Source organism: Micromonospora matsumotoense, from assembly GCF_900091525.1.
GTDB lineage: Bacteria > Actinomycetota > Actinomycetes > Mycobacteriales > Micromonosporaceae > Micromonospora > Micromonospora matsumotoensis.
The window spans coordinates 338124-357223 of sequence record NZ_FMCU01000003.1 but is presented as its reverse complement, the minus strand read 5'-3'; the positions used below and the strand labels follow the sequence as shown (position 1 = coordinate 357223).

Annotated in this window: 16 protein-coding genes; 10 read left to right on the top strand and 6 right to left on the bottom strand. The window is 74.9% G+C overall.

The genetic code is table 11. The annotated features are described in order from the left end of the window. Entirely contained in the window at positions 1-1434 is a 1434-nt protein-coding gene (locus GA0070216_RS08610; RefSeq protein ID WP_091241879.1) for an FAD-dependent oxidoreductase, read from the bottom strand. Continuing rightward, positions 1431-3572: a molybdopterin oxidoreductase family protein gene (locus GA0070216_RS08605; protein WP_245722397.1), complete on the bottom strand. Its 2142-nt coding sequence runs from the start codon at positions 3570-3572 to the stop codon at positions 1431-1433. Before GA0070216_RS08605 ends, GA0070216_RS08610 begins: the two co-directional genes overlap by 4 nt. 240 nt (positions 3573-3812) lie before the next feature. On the opposite strand from GA0070216_RS08605, the gene GA0070216_RS08600 reads away from it, so the two are divergent. The 7 genes from GA0070216_RS08600 (at position 3813) to glmM (ending at position 9394) form a co-directional block, all read left to right on the top strand. Further along, positions 3813-4511, top strand: coding sequence for a class I SAM-dependent methyltransferase (locus GA0070216_RS08600; protein ID WP_091241875.1), 699 nt, complete (start codon positions 3813-3815; stop codon positions 4509-4511). Between the two features lie 121 nt (positions 4512-4632). Then, positions 4633-4890, top strand: coding sequence for a DUF6364 family protein (locus tag GA0070216_RS08595; protein WP_091241872.1), 258 nt, complete (start codon positions 4633-4635; stop codon positions 4888-4890). Further along, positions 4880-5173, top strand: coding sequence for a type II toxin-antitoxin system PemK/MazF family toxin (locus tag GA0070216_RS08590; protein WP_091241869.1), 294 nt, complete (start codon positions 4880-4882; stop codon positions 5171-5173). The genes GA0070216_RS08595 and GA0070216_RS08590 overlap by 11 nt, the downstream gene beginning before the upstream one ends. Positions 5174-5463: 290 nt before the next feature. After that, the gene (locus GA0070216_RS08585; protein WP_091242675.1) at positions 5464-6777 is read left to right on the top strand and encodes an MFS transporter; all 1314 of its coding nucleotides are present in this window, start codon (positions 5464-5466) and stop codon (positions 6775-6777) included. A gap of 211 nt (positions 6778-6988) precedes the next feature. Further along, positions 6989-7432 (top strand): 50S ribosomal protein L13, encoded by a 444-nt coding sequence (gene rplM / locus GA0070216_RS08580; protein WP_030489638.1) that lies wholly within the window; start codon positions 6989-6991, stop codon positions 7430-7432. Positions 7433-7452: 20 nt separating this feature from the next. Then, the gene (gene rpsI, locus GA0070216_RS08575) at positions 7453-7926 is read left to right on the top strand and encodes a 30S ribosomal protein S9 (RefSeq protein WP_091241865.1); all 474 of its coding nucleotides are present in this window, start codon (positions 7453-7455) and stop codon (positions 7924-7926) included. Positions 7927-8038: 112 nt separating this feature from the next. Continuing rightward, entirely contained in the window at positions 8039-9394 is a 1356-nt protein-coding gene (gene glmM / locus GA0070216_RS08570) for a phosphoglucosamine mutase (protein WP_091241862.1), read from the top strand. 83 nt (positions 9395-9477) lie between these two features. Here the strand turns inward: glmM and GA0070216_RS08565 are convergent, their stop codons facing one another. Both GA0070216_RS08565 and GA0070216_RS33650 read right to left on the bottom strand, forming a co-directional pair. Beyond that, the gene (locus tag GA0070216_RS08565; RefSeq protein ID WP_091241859.1) at positions 9478-10674 is read right to left on the bottom strand and encodes a pyridoxal phosphate-dependent aminotransferase; all 1197 of its coding nucleotides are present in this window, start codon (positions 10672-10674) and stop codon (positions 9478-9480) included. A 126-nt stretch (positions 10675-10800) separates the two neighbouring features. Continuing rightward, on the bottom strand, positions 10801-11286 hold the full coding sequence (locus tag GA0070216_RS33650; RefSeq protein WP_141723027.1) for a hypothetical protein: 486 nt from the start codon (positions 11284-11286) through the stop codon (positions 10801-10803). Positions 11287-12188: 902 nt separating this feature from the next. Between GA0070216_RS33650 and glmS the strand changes: the two genes are divergently transcribed. Then, a complete protein-coding gene (gene glmS, locus GA0070216_RS08555) occupies positions 12189-14102 on the top strand; it encodes a glutamine--fructose-6-phosphate transaminase (isomerizing) (RefSeq protein WP_091241851.1) in 1914 nt (637 codons plus the stop codon). A gap of 29 nt (positions 14103-14131) precedes the next feature. Here the strand turns inward: glmS and GA0070216_RS08550 are convergent, their stop codons facing one another. Beyond that, entirely contained in the window at positions 14132-15901 is a 1770-nt protein-coding gene (locus tag GA0070216_RS08550; protein WP_091241848.1) for an alpha/beta hydrolase, read from the bottom strand. After that, positions 15898-16194: a hypothetical protein gene (locus tag GA0070216_RS08545; RefSeq protein WP_091241845.1), complete on the bottom strand. Its 297-nt coding sequence runs from the start codon at positions 16192-16194 to the stop codon at positions 15898-15900. Before GA0070216_RS08545 ends, GA0070216_RS08550 begins: the two co-directional genes overlap by 4 nt. Before the next feature lie 214 nt (positions 16195-16408). Between GA0070216_RS08545 and GA0070216_RS08540 the strand changes: the two genes are divergently transcribed. Together GA0070216_RS08540 and alr are read left to right on the top strand one after the other, a co-directional pair. Beyond that, complete coding sequence (locus tag GA0070216_RS08540; RefSeq protein ID WP_091241842.1) at positions 16409-17878, top strand: NAD(P)H-hydrate dehydratase; 1470 nt, start codon at positions 16409-16411, stop codon at positions 17876-17878. Positions 17879-17947: 69 nt separating this feature from the next. Further along, complete coding sequence (alr, locus tag GA0070216_RS08535) at positions 17948-19066, top strand: alanine racemase (protein ID WP_091241839.1); 1119 nt, start codon at positions 17948-17950, stop codon at positions 19064-19066. Positions 19067-19100: the final 34 nt, after the last annotated feature.

Sequence of the window (19100 nt, the reverse complement as noted above, 5' to 3'; positions counted from 1 at the left end):
TCATCGGGGTGTCCCCACCGAGTCCACCTCGGACAGCCAGCCGACGATCCCGCCGACGGCCTGCCGGCAGCCACCGCAGCCGGTGCCGGCCCGGGTGGCGGCGACCACCTCGTCGACCGTCCGGGCACCGGCCCGCCAGCAGCGGACCAGGGTGCCCTTGTCGACGTCGTTGCACTGGCAGACGGTCGCCGTGTCCGGCATCAGCGCCGGGGACGCGGCGGGTGTCGCGGGGGCGTTGCCGAGCGACCGGCCGAGCAGCAGTGCCCGCCGGTCGGTGGGGACCGCCGCGCCCCGGTCGAAGAGCTGCACGACCGTGCCGACCGCCGGGTTGTCACCGAGCAGGATCGCCCCGGTCAGCCGGTCGTGGTGGATCCGCAGTCGGGCGTACGTCCCCCGGGCCGGGTCGGCGAAGGTCAGCTCCTCGCCGGGGCCGCCGGTCGGGTCGCCCATCGCGGCCAGGTCGATCCCGGCGGCCTTGAGCCGGGTCACCACCGGCCGGGGCCGGTAGCGGGCCGTGGGCTCCTCGCCGGTGAGCAGCCGGGCCACCACCCGGGCCTGTGCCCAGGCGGGCGCGACCAGCCCGGTCGGGCCGCCGGTGCGGGCGCAGTCGCCGATCGCCGAGATCGCCTCGTCGTCGGTGCGCAGCCGGTCGTCGACCAGCACCCCCCGGTCGACGGCCAGTCCGGCGGCGGCGGCGAGGTCGGTGTCGGGGCGTACCCCGCAGGAGAGCACCAGCAGGTCGGCGGTCAGCCGGGTGCCGTCGGCCAGCGCGAGGCGGACCCCGTCGGCGTCGGCGGCCAGCCCGGCCGCTGGCACCCCCAGCCGGGTGGCGACGCCGAGCCCGGCCAGCGTGCCGGCGAGCACCTCCCCGGCGGCCGGGTCGAGCTGCCGTTCCATCAGGTGCGGGTGAGGGTGGACGACCGTGACCGAGAGCCCCCGGGCGGCCAGGCCGCGCGCCGCCTCCAGGCCGAGCAGCCCGCCGCCGAGCACCAGCGCGGTACGGGCGGTGCGGGCGGCGGCGAGGATGCGGCGGCAGTCGGCCAGGGTGCGGAAGACGGCCACCCGGGGCGGCAGGGCGGCCGGGTCGAGGCCGGGCAGCGGGGGCACCACGGCCCGGCTGCCGGTGGCGAGGACCAGGTGGTCGTAGTCGATCCGGTCGCCGTCGGTGGTGCGCACCGTCCGGGCCGCCCGGTCGATCGCGGCGGCCACCACGCCGGTACGCACGTCGGTGCCCTGCCCGGCGACCTCGGCCAGCTCCACGTCGGGCTCGTCGACCTTGCCGGCCAGCAGCGTGCTGAGCATGATCCGGTTGTACGCCCGGTGCGGTTCCGCCCCGAGCACGGTGACCTTCCGGTCGCCGTTGCGGCTGTGCAGTTCGGTGGCGAGCCGGGCGCCGGCCATCCCGTACCCGACGATCACGATCTGCCCGGTCATGCCCGCTCCACCCGGACCGCGCAGATCTTGAATTCGGGCATCCCGGAGACCGGGTCGAGGGCGTCGTTGGTGACCGAGTTGGCGCGGGCCGCCCCGGGCCAGTGGAACGGGGCGAAGACGGTGTCCGGCCGGATGGTCGGGCTGAGCCGGGCCGGTGCCCGCAGCTCACCCCGGCGGGAGGCGACCCGGACCTCGTCGCCCTCGCCGATTCCCAGCCGGGCGGCCAGGTCGGGGTGCAGCTCGACGAAGCCGTGCGGGGCGGCCCGGTGCAGCGCGGCGACCCGCCGGGTCTGCGCGCCGGACTGGTACTGGGCCAGCACCCGCCCGGTGGTGAAGTGCAGCGGGTAGTCGGCGCAGACCTCCTCGGCCGCCGGCCGGTGCTGCACGGCGTGGAACCGGGCCCGGCCGCTGGGGGTGGGGAAGGTGTCGGCGAAGAGTCGGGGGGAGTCCGGCCCGTCCGGGTCGGGGCACGGCCAGAAGACGCCGTCGGTCGACTCGATCCGGTCCCAGGTGACCCCGGCGTAGTCGGCGACGCCACCGGCGGAGGCCCGCCGCAGCTCGGCGAAGACGGTCCTCGGATCGGTCGGGAAGCGGTCCGGGGCGGTGCGTGGGGCCGGGAAGTGGTCCGGGGCGGTGCGTGGGGCCGGGACGACGGTCCGGGCGGTCGTCGGGGTCGTCGGGGCCGGACCGTCCGACGTGGCCGCCGGGACCGGTGCGCCGGGGGTGTCGGCGAGGCGGTCGGCGAGGCCGGCGAGGACGGCCAGGTCGGTGCGGACGCCGGGGGGTGGTTCGCGCAGTGCCCGGCGGCGCAGCACCCGACCCTCCAGGTTGGTCATCGTGCCGTCCTCCTCGGCCCACTGGGCGACCGGCAGCACCACGTCGGCCAGCTCGGCGGTCTCGGAACGCAGGAAGTCGGCCACCACCAGCAGGTCCAGGTCGCGCAGCCGGGACTCGACCCGGGCCGCCCGGGGCGCGGAGACGACCGGGTTGGAGCCGAAGACCAGCAGCGCGCGGGGGCCGTCGGGGGTGCCGAGCGAGTCGAGCAGCTGGTAGGCCGGCACCCCGGGGCCGGGCAGCTCGGCGGGGTCGATCCCCCACACCCCGGCGACGTGGGCGCGGGCCACCGGATCGTCGATCTTCCGGTAGCCGGGGAGCTGGTCGGCCTTCTGGCCGTGCTCGCGGCCACCCTGGCCGTTGCCCTGGCCGGTGAGGCAGCCGTACCCGGAGTGTGGGCGGCCGGGCAGGCCGAGGGCGAGGGCGAGGTTGACGTACGCGCTGACCGTGTCGACGCCCTTGGCGTGCTGTTCGGCGCCCCGGGCGGTGAGGATGACGGCCGAGTCGGCGGTGCCGAGCGCGCGGGCGGTCTCCTCCAGGTCGGCCACCGGCACCCCGGAGAGCCGCTCCACCTCGGCCGGCCAGTACCCGGCGACGGTACGGCGTACCGCGTCGAAGCCCTCGGTGCGGGCGGCGACGTACTCCCGGTCGATCAGCCCCTCGGTGAGCGCGATGTGCAGCAGCGCGTTGGCGACCGCCAGATCGGTGCCGGGCAGCGGTTGCAGGTGCAGGTCGGCCTGGCGGGCGGTGGCGGTGAGCCGGGGGTCGACCACGATCAGCCGGCCGCCCCGGGCCCGCTGGTCGGTCAGGTGCCGCATCAGCGGTGGCATGGTCTCGGCCGGGTTCGCGCCGACCAGCAGCAGGGTTCCGGTCCGGCCCAGGTCGGTCAGCGGGAAGGGCAGTCCCCGGTCGATGCCGAAGGCGCGCAGGCCGGCCGCCGCGGCCGAGGACATGCACCACCGGCCGTTGTAGTCGATGTGCCGGGTCCGCAGCGCCACCCGGGCGAACTTGCCGAGCGCGTACGCCTTCTCGTTGGTGAGACCGCCGCCGCCGAAGACCGCGACCGCGTCCCGACCGTGGGCACGTTGGACGGTGCGCAGTCCGTCGGCGATCCGGTCCAGGGCGACGTCCCAGCTGGCCGGGCGCAGCTCGCCCGCCGGGTCGCGGACCAGCGGGGTGGTCAACCGGTCGGGGTGGTCGAGCAGTTCGGCGGCGGTCCAGCCCTTCTGGCACAGCCCGCCCCGGTTGGTGGGGAAGTCCCGGGGCCGGACCTCGATCCGGCCGTCGGTGTCCCGCAGCACCATGCCGCACTGGAGTGCGCAGTACGGGCAGTGCGTTTCCGCCTCCGGGGGCGGGGGCCCCGTTCGTGTTGCGGCGCGTGCACCGTCTGTCATGTCCGCAAAGCGTGCCGCCGGGCGGTTTCCGACCGGGGTCCCTTCTGTTTCGGTCCTGTCAAGAGCGGTTCACACCGCACGGGGGCAGAGAAGCGGTCGGTGGGGTCTATAATATGAGACAACTTTCTTAGTATGTGAGAGGAGTGGATCGTGGACGTGACGGCGGCCTTCGATGCGGTGGCAGGTTCCTACGACGGGGCCCGCCGCCGGCTCGTCCCCTGCTTCGACGACTTCTACGGCACCGCCGTCGAGGTGGCCGCCCCGCCGCTGCGGGCCGCCCTCGCCGCCGGTCGCACCCCGGAGGTGCTCGATCTCGGCGCCGGCACCGGGCTGCTGTCGCTGCTGCTCGGTGCGGCACTGCCCGAGGTCAGGGTGACCCTGGTCGACGGTGCGGCCCGGATGCTCGCGGTGGCCGCCGACGGGCTGGCCGCGCGGGGGGTGGCGCACCGGACCGTCGTCGCCGACCTGGCCGACCCGCTCCCCGCCGGCCGGTACGACGCGGTGGTCTCCGCCCTGGCCGTGCACCACCTCGACGACGACGGCAAGCGCGCGCTCTACCGCCGGGCGGCCGAGGTGCTCGTCCCCGGTGGGGTGTTCGTCAACGCCGAGCAGGTGGCCGGCCCCACCCCGACCCTGGACCGCCGGTACGACGACGTCTGGCTGGCGCAGACCGCCGCGCGCGGCGCGGACGCCGACGAGATCGCCGCCGCCCGCGAGCGGATGCGGCACGACCGTCCGGCGTCGGTGGCCGACCAGTGCCGCTGGCTGGCCGACGCCGGCCTGGTCGACGTGGACTGTTTCTACAAGGCGTGGCGGTTCGCCGTCTTCGGCGGCCGTCGCCCGGCCTGACCCGGGCCGCCCCGGCGCAATGGCCGGGACCGGTCCGGGCGTGCTGGGAGGCGGTCTGCCGGGTCGTCGGGAAGCACCGATGAGGATGACCGGCGGTCATACCGGGAGTAGGATCGACGGCATGACTGCCAAGGTGACCCTCTCGTTCTCCGACGAGACGATCGAGGAGGCCCGCCGGTTCGCCAAGCGGGAAGGGCTCTCCCTCTCCGCCTGGATGGACCAGGCCGCCCGGGAGAAGGCGCTGCGCGAGGTCTTCACCGCTCACGCCGAGGCGGTCGGCCGGGCCGGGCTCGACCTGGAGTCTGCCGCCCTCGCCGACGCCCGCGAGGTGGGGATGGTCGCCGACGTGCTCTTCGGCGGTCGCCCACGTGCTGCGTAGGGGAGAGGTCTGGCGCATCGAGGGCGCCCGGGAACGGCTCGGCCTGGTGATCAGCTCCGACGTCTACAACTCCACCGACGTGCCGATCGTGATCGTCGCCGAGGTGGTCGAGACCGCCCTGCTGCGCGACTCCCCGCTCGCCGTGCCGATGGGTGGCAACGTGGTGATGCCCGACCGGCTGTCGGCGCCGATGAAGAAGTGGTTCACCGAGTGCGTGGACGTCGCCGACACCGAGACCATGCAGCGGGTGGCCCGCGCGCTGCGCATCCTCCAGGAGCTCTGACCCTCACCGCTGCTCCCCGGTCGACGTGCGATCTCCGTTTCCGGAACGACCCACGTGGGGCACCGCCGGGAAACCGGCCCTGCCTAGCCTCCTGCTCACATCGATGAGGAGGAGTCGCCGTGAGCACGCCCGCCAGCAGCACCGCCGCCGATCCGTCGGCCGCCGCCACCACCACCGATCCGTCGGCCACCACCGCCGTCGGTCCGCCGGGCGACACCGCCGTCCCGCCGACCGCCGACGCGCAGGTCGCCGCCCCCGGACCCACCCGCCCCGCCGGACGTCGGCACCGGATCGACGACTGGCGGCCCGAGGACCCCACCTTCTGGCGGACGACCGGAGCGCCGATCGCCCGCCGCAACCTCTGGGTGTCGATCTTCGCCGAGCACGTGGGTTTCTCGGTGTGGAGCCTCTGGTCGGTCACCGTGCTCTTCCTCGGCCCGGCCTACGGCATCGACCCGGCGGGGAAGTTCCTGCTCACCGCCGTACCGGCCGCGCTGGGGGCGGTGCTGCGGCTGCCGTACACCCTGGCCGTGGCCCGGTTCGGCGGGCGGAACTGGACCATCGTCAGCGCGCTGCTGCTGCTGGTGCCGGCGGTGCCGATGGCGCTGCTGCTGGAGCCGGGGGTGTCGTACACCACGCTGATGGTGCTGGCCTGCCTGACCGGGGTCGGTGGCGGCAACTTCGCCTCGTCGATGGCGAACATCAACCTGTTCTTCCCGGACCGGCTCAAGGGCCGGGCGCTCGGGCTCAACGCCGGCGGCGGCAACCTCGGCGTGCCGGCGGTGCAACTGGTCGGGCTGGCGGTGCTGGCCACCGCCGGGGCCGCGTACCCCCGGTTGGTGCCGGCGGTCTACCTGCCGCTGATCGTGCTGGCCGCGCTCGCCGCCGCCCGCTGGCTGGACAACATCCCGGACGCCCACAACGAGCCCGGCGCGCTGCGGGAGGCCGCCCGCGACCGGCACACCTGGGTGATGTCCCTGCTCTACGTGGGCACGTTCGGCTCCTTCATCGGTTTCGGTTTCGCCTTCGGCCAGGTGCTCCAGCTCCAGTTCGCCGAGCGGTTCCCGACCCCCGTCGACGCGGCCTGGTTGACCTTCCTCGGGCCGCTGATCGGCTCGTTGATCCGGCCGCTCGGCGGGCAGCTCGCCGACCGGCTGGGCGGGGCCCGGGTGACGTTCTGGAACTTCGTCGCGATGGCCGCCGGCGCCAGCCTGGTGCTGTACGCCGCCCGGGAGCGGTCGTTCCCGCTCTACCTGGCCGGGTTCCTGGCGCTGTTCGTCTTCTCCGGCATCGGCAACGGGTCGACGTACAAGATGATCCCGGCGATCTTCCGGGTCCGGGCGGCGGCCGAGGCGGAGCTGACCGGGGACCCGGTCGCGGCGCAACGCCGGGCCCGGCGGCGCTCCGGGGCCCTGATCGGCATCGCCGGGGCGGTCGGCGCCTCGGGCGGGGTGCTGGTGAACGTGGCCTTCCGGCAGTCGTTCCTCACCTCGGGCAACGCGGACGCCGCCTATCTGGCCTTCATCGGCTGGTACGCGCTCTGCGTCGTGGTGACCTGGGTGGTCTACCTGCGGCCCGGCCCGGGTAAGCTGATCGGCGTGTGACGCTGGTCATCCGCCGAAACCACAGGCCACGCCGGTCGAACCCCCGTTTTGACCAGCCGACGGGGCGCCGGGTATCGTTGCCTGCTGTTGTACGACATCCAGAGGCGTGCCGCTCAGGTACGCTTGGTCGTTCGTGCGCGCTGGTCCGGCCGGGAAGCCTCTGGTCACCTCGGCGCGCGACCCCAGACCGACGACGAGACAAGGTAGACCTGTGCGTACGTACAGCCCGAAGCCGGGTGAGATCGAGCGTCAGTGGCACGTTATCGACGCCTCTGATGTCGTGCTGGGCCGCCTGGCCACCCACGCCGCCACGCTGCTGCGCGGCAAGCACAAGCCGACTTTCGCGCCGCACGTCGACACGGGCGACTTCGTCGTCATCGTGAACGCGGGCAAGGTGGCGCTGACCGGCAACAAGCGGCAGACCAAGGTCGCCTACCGGCACTCCGGTTACCCGGGCGGCCTCAAGCAGATCGGCTACGAGGAGCTGCTGACCAAGCGGCCCGAGCGGGCCATCGAGCTGGCCGTCAAGGGGATGCTCCCGCACAACAAGCTCGGCCGTCAGCTGATCAAGAAGCTGAAGGTCTACGCCGGTGCCGAGCACCCGCACCTGGCGCAGCAGCCGGTGCCGTTCGAGATCAAGCAGATCGCGCAGTGAGCGAGGGCGAAGGAAACAGCATGACCGACATCACCGAGACCGAGGTTGCCCCGGAAGCCCCTGAGGCCACCGAGGCGCCCGCGCCCGTCGCCCGCGCGCCTCGTGGTGACCGGCCGATCCAGACCGTGGGACGCCGCAAGGAAGCCATCGTCCGGGTCCGTATCGTCCCCGGCACCGGCAAGATCACCTGCAACGGCCAGGAGCTCGAGTCGTACTTCCCGAGCAAGGTGCACCAGCAGCTCATCAAGGACCCGCTGGTCACCGCCGAGAAGCTGGAGCAGTTCGACGTCATCGCCAACCTGCGTGGCGGCGGCACCACCGGCCAGGCCGGTGCGCTGCGGCTGGGCATCGCCCGTGCGCTGATCGTCAACGAGCCGGACGACCGTCCGGCCCTGAAGAAGGCCGGCTTCCTGACCCGGGACGCCCGGGTCAAGGAGAGCAAGAAGTACGGTCTCAAGAAGGCCCGTAAGGCTCCTCAGTACTCGAAGCGCTGATCTCCCACAGCGCGTTGTACTTCTGACGGACGGCCGGGCCGCCTCCCCCACGGGAGGCGGCCCGGCCGTTCCGCTTTCTCCACTCATCGCAGGTGCACCGGAGGTTCGCGGTATGGGGCGGTTGTTCGGCACGGACGGCGTACGCGGGCGGGCGAACGTGGATCTCACCCCGGAGTTGGCGCTCGCGGTGGCGGTGGCCGCCGCGCACACGCTGGCCGAGTCGGACCGCAGCCACCCGCCGCTCGCGGTGGTCGGGCGGGACACCCGGGCCAGCGGCGAGATGCTGGAGGCCGCCGTGGTCGCCGGGCTCACCAGCGCCGGGGCCAGCGTGGTCCGGGTCGGCGTGCTGCCCACCCCCGCGGTGGCGTTCCTGACCGCCGAGGCCAAGGCCGACCTGGGCGTGATGCTCTCCGCCTCGCACAACCCGATGCCGGACAACGGGATCAAGCTGTTCGCCGCCGGTGGGCACAAGCTGCCCGACGAGATCGAGCTGCGGATCGAGGCGGCCGTCGAGGCGAACGCCACCACCGCCTGGGACCGCCCGGTCGGCGCGGGGGTCGGCCGGGTGCACGACCTGCTCGACGGTGCCGACCACTACGTGCAGCACCTCGTCGGGACCGTGCCGCACCGCCTCGACGGCATCAAGGTCGTGGTCGACTGTGCCAACGGCGCCGCCGCCGAGGTCGCCCCGGTGGCCTACCGGGAGGCCGGCGCCGAGGTGATCGCGATCCACGCCGAGCCGGACGGCCTCAACATCAACGACGAGTGCGGCTCCAACCACCTCGACAGCCTGCGGGCCGCCGTGGTCGAGCACGGCGCGCACCTGGGCCTCGCCCACGACGGCGACGCCGACCGCTGCGTGGCGGTCGACGCCACCGGCGAGGAGGTCGACGGCGACGAACTGATGGCGATCCTCGCGCTGGCCCTGCGGGACGCCGGCGAGCTGACCCAGGACACCCTGGTCGCCACCGTGATGAGCAACCTCGGTCTGCGGTTGGCCATGTCCGCGCAGGGCATCCGGCTGGTCGAGACCAAGGTCGGCGACCGGTACGTGCTGGAGGAGCTACGCGCCTCCGGGCTCGCCCTCGGCGGCGAGCAGAGCGGCCACCTCGTCATGCCCGCGCACGCCACCACCGGGGACGGGGTCCTCACCGGCCTGCACCTGATGGCCCGGATGGCCACCACCGGCCGGTCGTTGGCCGAGCTGGCCTCGGTGGTCACCAAGCTGCCCCAGGTGCTGATCAACGTGCCGGTCGGCGACCGTACCGTCGGTGCCGCCGCGCCCGCCGTCCGGGCCGAGGTCGAGCGGGCCGAGGCCGAGCTGGGGGAGACCGGTCGGGTGCTGCTGCGCCCGTCGGGCACCGAACCGTTGGTGCGGGTGATGGTCGAGGCCGGCACCGAGGAGACCGCCCGGTCGGTGGCCGAGCGGATCGCCGAACACGTCCGCACCGCCAGCCCCGTCAACTGACGCCCGGCCGTGCCCGCCGGGGCGCTTACCCGACGGGCCGGTGATTGCCGACCGCCGGGCCGGCGAGGTGCCGGCGGGTGCGGTCAGTGGGCCCCGGCCAGCGCACGCAGCCGGGTGACCGCCTCGGTCAGCACCTCGGGACGCTTGCAGAAGGCGAACCGGACCAGCCGGCGGCCGGCCTCGGCGTCGTCGTAGAAGACCTGGGTGGGCACCGCCACCACGCCGCAGCGCTCCGGCAGGGACCGGCAGAACTCCAGCCCGTCCCGACCGCCGAGGCCGGTGATGTCGGCGGTGACGAAGTACGTCCCCTCCGGGGTGAGCACCTCGAAGCCGGCGTCGGTCAGGCCGCCGATCAGCAGGTCCCGCTGCCGTTGGAGGCTGTCGCGGAAACCGGTGTAGTAGGCGTCGGGCAGGGCCAGCGCCACGGCCACCGCCGGTTGCAGCGGGGCGGCGTTGACGAAGGTGAGGAACTGTTTCACCCGTAGCACCGCCGAGACCAGCGGGGCGGGGCCGCTGACCCAGCCCACCTTCCAACCGGTGCAGGAGAACGTCTTGCCGGCCGACGAGATCCGCAGCGTGCGCTCCCGCATCCCGGGCAGGCCGGCCAGCGGCAGGTGCGCGGCGGCGGCATCGGTGAAGACGAGGTGCTCGTACACCTCGTCGGTGACCGCGTAGACGTCGTGCACCTGGCAGAGTTCGGCGACCAGGGCCAGCTCCGACGCGGTGAAGACCTTGCCGGTCGGGTTGTGCGGAGAGTTCAGCAACACCAGCCGGGTCTTCGGCCCGAACGCGGTCCGCAGCTCGGCCGGATCGAAGGCGTACCGGCCGTCGTCGCCGGGGCGCAGGGTCACCGGCCGCCGCACCGCCCCGGCCAACGCGATCGACGCCGCGTACGAGTCGTAGTACGGCTCGAAGCAGATCACCTCGTCGCCCGCCTCGCAGAGCGCCAGGATGCTCGCGGCGACCGCCTCGGTGGCCCCGGCGGTGACGACGATCTCGTCGGCCGGGTCGTAGTCCAGCGCCCAGAACCGCCGTTGGTGTGCGGCGACGGCAGCGCGCAGGGCCGGGATGCCCGGACCGGGCGGGTACTGGTTGTGCCCGGAGCGCAGCGCCTCGGCGGCGGCGGCCAGCATCTCCGGTGGCCCGTCCGTGTCCGGGAAGCCCTGGCCCAGGTTGACCGCGCCGGTCCGGACGGCAAGCGCGGACATCTCCGCGAACACGGTCGTCCCGAACGCACGCATCCGGGCCACCAGCGGGTCCACATCGGTCGGCGTCGTCACGCCTGTCAGCCTACGGCCCGGGACCGCCCCTGCCACCAGCTCGTGGCCGCGTGTGCCACCCCGGTTCGTGGTCGACCGGCAGGGCACAGGCCGGTTGCCGGCCGGTGCGCCGCGCGCAGTGACCGGTCAGCGGATCGGTCTGGCGTGGCACTGCACCCGCCAGCCGTCCGGACCCACCGCGTCGGTCACCCGGGGTCGGCCGGCGACCGTGGTGGCGCACCGGAACCCGCCCTCGTTGTCATCGGCGCGGGCGGCGCTGACCAGCACCCGGTCCGGGTCGTCGGTGCGCAGCTCCATCCGCCACGGCAGCCGCGCCTTCTCCTGCTGGATGAAGTAGCCGTCACCGTCGTAGAACTGGAGGTCCACCGGCCCGGTGCCGGTCACCTCGTACGTCACGGCGTACCGGCCCGGACCGTCCGCCGGCCTGGTGGCGGGCGCGGACGGCTGGAACGGCTGTGGCGGGCTCCAACTGGGCTCGGGGTCGTCGTCGTAGTAGCCGCGGTCGTAGGGGTCCTCGGTCGCCGAGTCCGGTGCGATGTCACCCAGCAGGGTGCTGCCCCCGCAGACGCAGGCGCAGAAGCCGAGGACGAGCACCACGACCACGGCGATCACGATCCCCACCACCTGACCGGTGCCGGTGGAGCTGCGTGCGCCCGACGGCGGATACCCGGGGTGGGCGAACGGCGGCGGGTAGCCCGGGGGCGGCCAACCGTGACCGGGCGGACCGCCGGGCATTCCCGGTGCCGTGCCGGGCCAACCGGCGGGCGGGCCGCCGGGCATCCCGGGAACCCCACCGGGCCAACCGCCGGGTCCAGAGGCGGCACCGGGCCAGCCGGCGGGCCCCGCGATCGGACCGGGCCAGCCGGTGGGCCCCGCGATCGGGCCGGGCCAGCCGGTGGGTCCCGGCGTCGGGCCGGGCCAGCCGGTGGGCGCGGGCTGGCCGGCGGGGTCGCTCGGCGGGCCGGGGGAGACCGGGCCGGCCGTGCCGGCGGGCGGGCCGCCGGTCGTCGGACTGCCGGGCCACGGGTCGGGGGCGGCCCAGGGCTGCGGGACCGCGAACGGGTCGGGCGGGGTCCAGGGGGACGGGCCGGGCTTCGGGTCGGCCGTCGGGTCCACGCCGGCACCGCCCGGCGGCGCGGGGGCCTGACCACCGGCGGGGACCTGACCACCGGCGGAGGCCGGGACGTCCGGCCCGCTGGGCGGGGGAGACGGGTCGCTGGACGCCGGCGGGGTCGGGTCGCTGGGCGGAGATGGGGGATCGCTGGGAGGTGGCGCGTCGGACATGGTCGCTCCGGGGACGGAAGAGGAGGAAGGGGGCGAGCGGGCCGTCCCAGGGACGTTCCAGGGTCGCCGAGAGACTGTCGTACTGCCGGACCTCTCGCAACCCCGTGCGGTCGGATGGGCCGGCCGGTCGTCCGATTGCCGCCCGTCACCGACCGATCGCTCAAATTCGGTGATTGTTTACCCGACTTCCGCGCACGCGAGGTGAGCGAAGCTGGGTTAGGCTGCAAGCCATGTGTGGAATCGTGGGTTACGCCGGCGCGCGCCCGGCGCTCGGCATCGTGCTCGACGGATTGCGGCGGCTGGAATACCGGGGCTACGACTCGGCCGGGGTCGCGATCGTCTGCGATGACGAGCTGCTCACCGAGAAGAAGGCCGGCAAGCTGGCCAACCTGGAGAAGGTCCTCTCGGAGCGGGCCGCCAACAACCCGGACGACTGCGCCGCCAGCCCCGTCGGTATCGGCGACGGCACCACCGGCATCGGCCACACCCGGTGGGCCACCCACGGCGGTCCGACCGACCGTAACGCCCACCCGCACCTGGCCCCCGACGGCAGGGTCGCCGTGATCCACAACGGCATCATCGAGAACTTCGCCAAGCTCCGCGCCGAGCTGGAGGACGATGGCGTCCAGTTCACCAGCGACACCGACACCGAGTGTGCCGCCCACCTGCTCTCCCACGCGCTCACCGAGCTGCGGGCAGCCGGCGGGACCGACAGCCCGCAACTGCTCGCCGCCGCGATGCGGGTGGTGTGCCGGCGGTTGGAGGGCGCGTTCACCCTGCTCGCGGTCGACGCGGCCGTCCCCGGTGCGGTGGTCGGCGCCCGGCGCAACTCGCCCCTGGTGGTCGGCCGGGGCGACGGGGAGAACTACCTGGCCAGTGACGTGGCGGCGTTCATCGAGCACACCCGCGAGGCGGTCGAGCTGGGTCAGGACCAACTCGTCCTGATCACCGCCGACAGCATCGAGATCACCGACTTCGACGGTCAGCCGGCCACCGGCAAGGACTTCCACATCGACTGGGACTCCTCGGCCGCCGAGAAGGGTGGCTACGACTGGTTCATGCTCAAGGAGATCGAGGAGCAGCCGCAGGCCATCGCGGACACCCTGCTCGGCCGGCTCACCGAGGCCGGGGAGATCGCCCTCGACGAGGTCCGCCTCAGCGACCAGGACCTGCGCGACGTCGACAAGATCTTCATCGTCGCCTGCGGCACCGCGTACCACTCGGGCATGGTCGCCAAGTACGCGATCGAGCACTGGACCCGGATCCCGTGCGAGGTGGAGCTGGCCAGTGAGTTCCGCTACCGTGATCCGGTGCTCGACCGGTCCACCCTGATCGTGGTGATCTCGCAGTCCGGCGAGACGATGGACACCCTGATGGCGTTGCGGCACGCCAAGGAGCAGAAGGCCCGGGTGCTGGCCATCTGCAACACCAACGGCTCCACCATCCCGCGCGAGTCCGACGCGGTGCTCTACACCCACGGTGGCCCCGAGATCGCGGTCGCCTCGACCAAGGCGTTCCTCACCCAACTGGTCGCCTGCTACCTGATCGGCCTGCACCTGGCCCAGGTACGCGGGATCAAGTTCGCCGACGAGGTCGGTGCGGTGGTGAGTCAGCTCCAGGAGATGCCGGACAAGCTGCGGGAGTTGCTGGACCGGATCGAGCCGGTGCGCGAGCTGGCCCGGGAGCTGAAGTCCGAGCCGACCGTGCTCTTCATCGGCCGGCACGTCGGCTACCCGGTGGCCCTGGAGGGCGCGCTCAAGCTCAAGGAGTTGGCGTACATGCACGCCGAGGGGTTCGCCGCCGGGGAGTTGAAGCACGGCCCGATCGCGCTGATCGACCAGGGCACCCCGGTGATCTGCGTGGTGCCGTCGCCGGTCGGCCGGGGCATGTTGCACGACAAGGTCGTCTCCAACATCCAGGAGGTCCGGGCCCGGGGTGCCCGGACCATCGTGATCGCCGAGGAGGGCGACGAGGCGGTGGTCCGCTATGCCGACCACCTGATCTATGTGCCGCGTACGCCGACCCTGCTCGCCCCGCTGGTCACCACCGTGCCGTTGCAGGTGTTCGCCGCCGAGATCGCCGCCGCCCGGGGGCACGACGTCGACCAGCCGCGCAACCTGGCGAAGTCGGTCACCGTCGAGTAGGTGACCCCGCGCCACCGACGGCGGTCCGGTCATTGGCCGAGCACGATCCGGGCCATCCCGTCCAGGGCCGGGTTGCCGGGCTCCCAGTAGCCGGTGTGGCCGTACCGGCCGCTGGGGAAGGTCCGGCCGCCGAACCCCGGATCGCTCGGGTCGTGCCCGAACCACAGCTGGTGGTCGTCCGGGCGGAGCAGCCAGGCGGCGCTGGCCAGCGGCGAGGCGGCCAGCACCGCCCGGCCGGCCAGGTCGCGGGGCGGCTCGACCAGCCTGATCACGTCGTCACCGGCGGTGCTCGACCAGACCCGCTCCGGTGGCAGGCCGAGCGCACCGGCCCGGTCCACCCCGACGCCGGGTGAGCCGACGAAGGCCAGCGCGTCGGCGGCCAACCCGTGGTCGCGGGCGGCGCTGCCCACCACCAGCGAGCCGTAGCTGTGCCCCAGCACGGTCTGCCGGGCCGTCGGCCCGTCGTGGGTGGCGCGCAGCCCCTCCTGGAAGCGGTGCAGCGCCGGCCCGGCGTCCCGGGCCTGGGCCGGCGAGGACGCCTCGGGCAGGAAGTCGGGGGCGTCGTAATCCAGCCAGAGCACCGCCGCCGTCTCCGCACCCGGGGCGAGGGCGGTGCACCTGGCCTGCACCCGGGCGGCCCGGCTCAGCTCACCGGGGACGTCGGCGAGGTCGCTGGTCATCCCCGGCACGTAGGTCAGCACCCGGCCGGCCCGGTCCGGGTTGCCCAGCGCGACGATCGCCCGGCCGTCACCGCGCGGGTCGAGCCCGAGCAGGTACGCCCGGGGCGGCGACGTGGCGGCCAGCCGCCCGGCGAGCCCGTCCAGGACTGCCAACGCGCGGTCGATCCGCCGCCGACCGCGCTCGCCCGCCGTCGAACGGCGTGCCGCCAGCAGGGCCTCCCGGTGGCCGGCCAACAGCAGTCGGTTCGCCTGGTCCCGGGCCGCCGCCGGCACCCCGTCGCGCGGGCCGATCCGGGCCGGCTCGTGGAGCACCAGCCAGCGCCGCTGCGCCGGGGTGAGGCCGGCCCACCAGGCACGGACCACCGCCGGGGTGGCGTCGTCCGCCGGTCGGCCCGGCGGTGGCCGCTCGACCCAGCCGGTGCGGGCCGCCCCGGACAGCTCGGCCAGCCGGGAGGCGGCCTCCCGGTCGGCCGCGTCGGCCAGCGCGAGCGCCTCCCGCAGCGCCGCCGCCACCTGACCCACCGCCGCCGGCGAGCCCACCCCGCCGCCCACGCCACCGGCCCCGCCACCACCTGTACCTGCGGCAGCCGCCCCGCTTCCGCCCCCGGCACCTGCACCGCTGCCGGCAGCGCCGCTACCGGCGCGGGGGTCTCGGGCAGGACCACGGGCGTCGACCGCGTCGGTACCGACGGCACCGCCCGCCGGAGAAGGGTGGGCACCCACCCCGACCGGGAGCGCACCCGCCTCGGGGCCGCGCCAGAGCAGGGGTGCCGCCCGGACCCCGCCGTGCCGGTCCACCGCCACGCCGGTGCGGTCGGCCAGCGCCACCGCCTCGGTGAGCCGGGCCTTCGCCACCCGGAGCCGACCGGCGAACTCGGCCAGCACCTGATCGATCTCGACCAGCGCGGGCAGGATGGTGGCCAACTCCGACCGGAGCCCGTCGAGCCGGCCACCGGCCGCTGTCGCCGCCCTGCCGGACCAGCCCGCCCGCAACGCCGCCGCCCGGTCGGCCAGGCCGGCCCGCCGCCGCCCGACCGGGGCGTCCAACCCGCGCCAGGCCACCCCCGCCGCGTCCCAGTCACCCGGTGAGGCGGACCAGAGTTGGGCGTACCCGATCATCGGGGTCGGCCGACCAGTCGCCCGGCTGCCCGGTCGTCGGCCACCGTGTACGCCTCGGCGGCGGCGCGCAGGGCCGCACCCGCCTGCGCCACCCGGACGCCCAGCGCCCCGTGCCACGCGTGCACCGCCGACTCCAGCCCGGCCAGGGCGGGGCCGGCCCGCCAACCCGGCGCGGCCGGCACCAGGCCGGGCCGACCCGCCAACCCCTGGGCCAGCGCGTACGCCTCGTCGGCCAGCCCGCCGGCCGCCACCCGCAGCACCGACAGGTCGACCTCCACCGGCTCGTTCGTCATCGGCTGCCTCCCGTGCCCCCGTCGCCGGCCCCCGCTGCCGACGTGGCACCGACGCTAGGGGCGCGGACGGCGGCCGGGTCGGCCCTGTGGACGACGGGCGGCGGTCGTACCCCCGGGTTGTCCACAGGTCTTGCCGGCCGTGACGCCGATGGCTAATCTGCCGCCCCCGCCGCCGGTAGGGTGACGTTCTGTCGGCAGGAAAGACGGGGGCGGCATGAAACCGGTGTGGCGGGTGTCGGACGTACGCGCGGCGGAGGCCGGCCTGATGGCCACCGTGGCGCCCGGGACGCTGATGCAGCGGGCGGCGGCCGGGCTGGCCCGGCGTTGCGCCCTGCTGCTCGCCGACCGGGGCGGGGTCTACGGCGCGCGGGTGCTGGTGCTGGTCGGCACCGGTGACAACGGCGGCGACGCGCTGTACGCCGGCGAGCGGCTGGCCCGGCGCGGCGCGCAGGTCGCCGTGCTGCCGACCAGCCCCGGGCGGGCGCACGCCGGGGGACTGGCGGCGCTGCGTGCCGCCGGTGGCCGGCTGGTCGACACCCCGCCCGGCACCGTCGACCTGGTGCTCGACGGGATCGTCGGGATCGGGGGCAGCGGCGGTCTGCGGGAGGCCGCCGACGAACTCGTCGCCGGGCTGCCCGCCCTGCGGGGACGCGACGGCGGCCGGGCCACGGTCGTCGCGGTGGACGTGCCCAGCGGGGTGGCGGTGGATACCGGGGACGTGCCGACGGGCGGGTCCGGCCGGCCCGCCGCCGTCCGGGCCGACGTGACGGTGGCGTTCGGCGCGCTCAAGCCGGCCCTGGTGGTCGGCCCGGCGGCCCCGCTCGCCGGCCAGGTCGAACTGGTCGACATCGGGCTCGGGCCGTGGCTGCGCGGCACCCCCGCGCTGTGGGTGACCGAATGGTCGGACGTGCGCGACTGGTGGCCCCGCACCGGGGCGTCCTCGGAGAAGTACCGCCGGGGCGTGGTCGGGGTGGCCACCGGGTCGCGGACCTACCCGGGGGCGGGGGTGCTCTCGGTGGGTGGCGCGCTGGCCGGCCCCACCGGCCTGGTCCGGTACGCCGGTGGCGCCCGGGGCGAGGTGGTCCGGCAGCACCCGTCGGTGATCGCCACCGACCGGGTCGCCGGGGCCGGCCGGGTGCAGACCTGGGTCTGCGGTTCCGGCCTGGGCACCGACGACCAGGCCGGCGCGGAGCTGCGCGCGGTGCTGGCCGCGCCGGTGCCGGTGGTGCTCGACGCCGACGCGCTGACCCTGCTGGTGGACGGTTCGCTCGCCGACCGGCTACGGCACCGGGAAGCCCCGATCGTGGTCACCCCGCACGACCGGGAGTTCCGCCGGCTGTGCGGGGAGGAGCCGGGGGCCGACCGGGTCGCCGCCGCGCTGCGGCTGGCCGCCTGGATGAACGCGACGGTGCTGCTCAAGGGGGACCGCACGGTGGTCGGCACGCCGGACGGCCGGGCGTACGTCAACCCGACCGGGAGCCCCGCTCTGGCCACCGGGGGGACCGGGGACGTGCTGGCCGGGCTGCTCGGCGCGCTGCTCGCCGCCGGGCTGGCCCCGGAACGGGCGGCGGTCGTCGCGGCGTACCTGCACGGGCTGGCCGGGCGGGAGGCGGCCCGGGGCGGCCCGGTGACCGCGCCGGACGTGGTGGCCGCGTTGCGCCCGGTGGTGGCTCCGCTGCTCTGACCGGCCCGGGTCGGCGGCCCGGGTCGGCGTCCACCGGCCGGTGATCACCGACGCCAGTAGGCTGGGCGCATGTGGCAGGCCGAGGTGCGCGTCGATCTGGACGCGATCCGTGCAAACGTGGCCCGGCTCCGGTCGGGGACCAGCGCCGAGCTGATGGCGGTGGTGAAGGGCGACGGGTACGGCCACGGCATGGTCCCGTCGGCGCGGGCCGCGCTCGACGCGGGGGCGGACTGGCTGGGGGTGTGCACCCTCGACGAGGCGTTGACCCTGCGCCGGGCCGGAATCACCGCGCCGGTGCTGGCCTGGCTGCTCGACCCGGGGCTGCCCCTGCACGAGGGGGTGGCGGCCGGGGTGGACCTGGCCGCCGCGAGCCTGTCCCAGCTCGACGAGATGGTCGCGGCGGGCCGGGCCGCCGACCGGCCGGCCCGGCTGCACCTGAAGATCGACACCGGCCTGGCGCGCGGCGGGGCGACCGTCGCCGACTGGCCGACCCTGCTGGAGGCCGCCGCGAAGGCCCAGGCCGACGGCCTGGTCGAGGTGGTCGGCGTGTGGAGCCACTTCGTGTACGCCGACTCGCCCGGCCACCCCACCACCGACCGGCAGTTGGCGGTCTTCCACGAAGGGCTGGCCATGGTCGAGCGGGCCGGGCTGCGCCCCCGCTACCGGCACCTGGCCAACTCGGCGGCCACCCTGACCCGGCCCGACACCCACTTCGACCTGGTCCGGCCCGGGATCGCCGTGTACGGGCTGTCGCCGGTCGCCGGTCAGCAGTTCGGGCTGCGTCGGGCGATGACCGCGCGGGCCCGGGTGATGCTCACCAAGCGGGTCCCCGCCGGCACCGGCGTGTCCTACGGCCACACGTACGCCACCGAGGAGGAGGCGAACCTCGCGGTGGTGCCGCTCGGCTACGCCGACGGGGTGCCCCGGCACGCCTCCAACGTCGGCCCGGTGCAGCTCGGCGGGAAGCGCCGCACCATCTCCGGTCGGGTCTGCATGGACCAGTTCGTGCTCGACTGCGGCGACGACGAGGTGGCCGCCGGTGACGTGGCCACCCTCTTCGGCAGCGGCGACGACGGCATGCCCACCGCCGACGACTGGGCCGAGGCGGTCGGCACCATCAACTACGAGATCGTCACCCGGTTCGGCGGGGTCCGGGTGCCCCGGGTCTACGACGGTGAGCGGCCGTGAGCGCGGTCAACCGGTTCCGGGTGCCCCGGCCGAG

Excerpts from the sequence above, each read along its gene's own strand:
- GA0070216_RS08545 (WP_091241845.1), bottom strand. The coding sequence starts at position 16,194 with ATGACGAACGAGCCGGTGGAGGTCGACCTGTCGGTGCTGCGGGTGGCG.
- GA0070216_RS08540 (WP_091241842.1), top strand. The coding sequence starts at position 16,409 with ATGAAACCGGTGTGGCGGGTGTCGGACGTACGCGCGGCGGAGGCCGGC.
- glmM (WP_091241862.1), top strand. The coding sequence starts at position 8,039 with ATGGGGCGGTTGTTCGGCACGGACGGCGTACGCGGGCGGGCGAACGTG.
- glmS (WP_091241851.1), top strand. The coding sequence starts at position 12,189 with ATGTGTGGAATCGTGGGTTACGCCGGCGCGCGCCCGGCGCTCGGCATC.
- GA0070216_RS08595 (WP_091241872.1), top strand. The coding sequence starts at position 4,633 with ATGACTGCCAAGGTGACCCTCTCGTTCTCCGACGAGACGATCGAGGAG.
- rpsI (WP_091241865.1), top strand. The coding sequence starts at position 7,453 with ATGACCGACATCACCGAGACCGAGGTTGCCCCGGAAGCCCCTGAGGCC.
- alr (WP_091241839.1), top strand. The coding sequence starts at position 17,948 with ATGTGGCAGGCCGAGGTGCGCGTCGATCTGGACGCGATCCGTGCAAAC.
- GA0070216_RS08550 (WP_091241848.1), bottom strand. The coding sequence starts at position 15,901 with ATGATCGGGTACGCCCAACTCTGGTCCGCCTCACCGGGTGACTGGGAC.
- GA0070216_RS08605 (WP_245722397.1), bottom strand. The coding sequence starts at position 3,572 with ATGGTGCTGCGGGACACCGACGGCCGGATCGAGGTCCGGCCCCGGGAC.
- GA0070216_RS08610 (WP_091241879.1), bottom strand. The coding sequence starts at position 1,434 with ATGACCGGGCAGATCGTGATCGTCGGGTACGGGATGGCCGGCGCCCGG.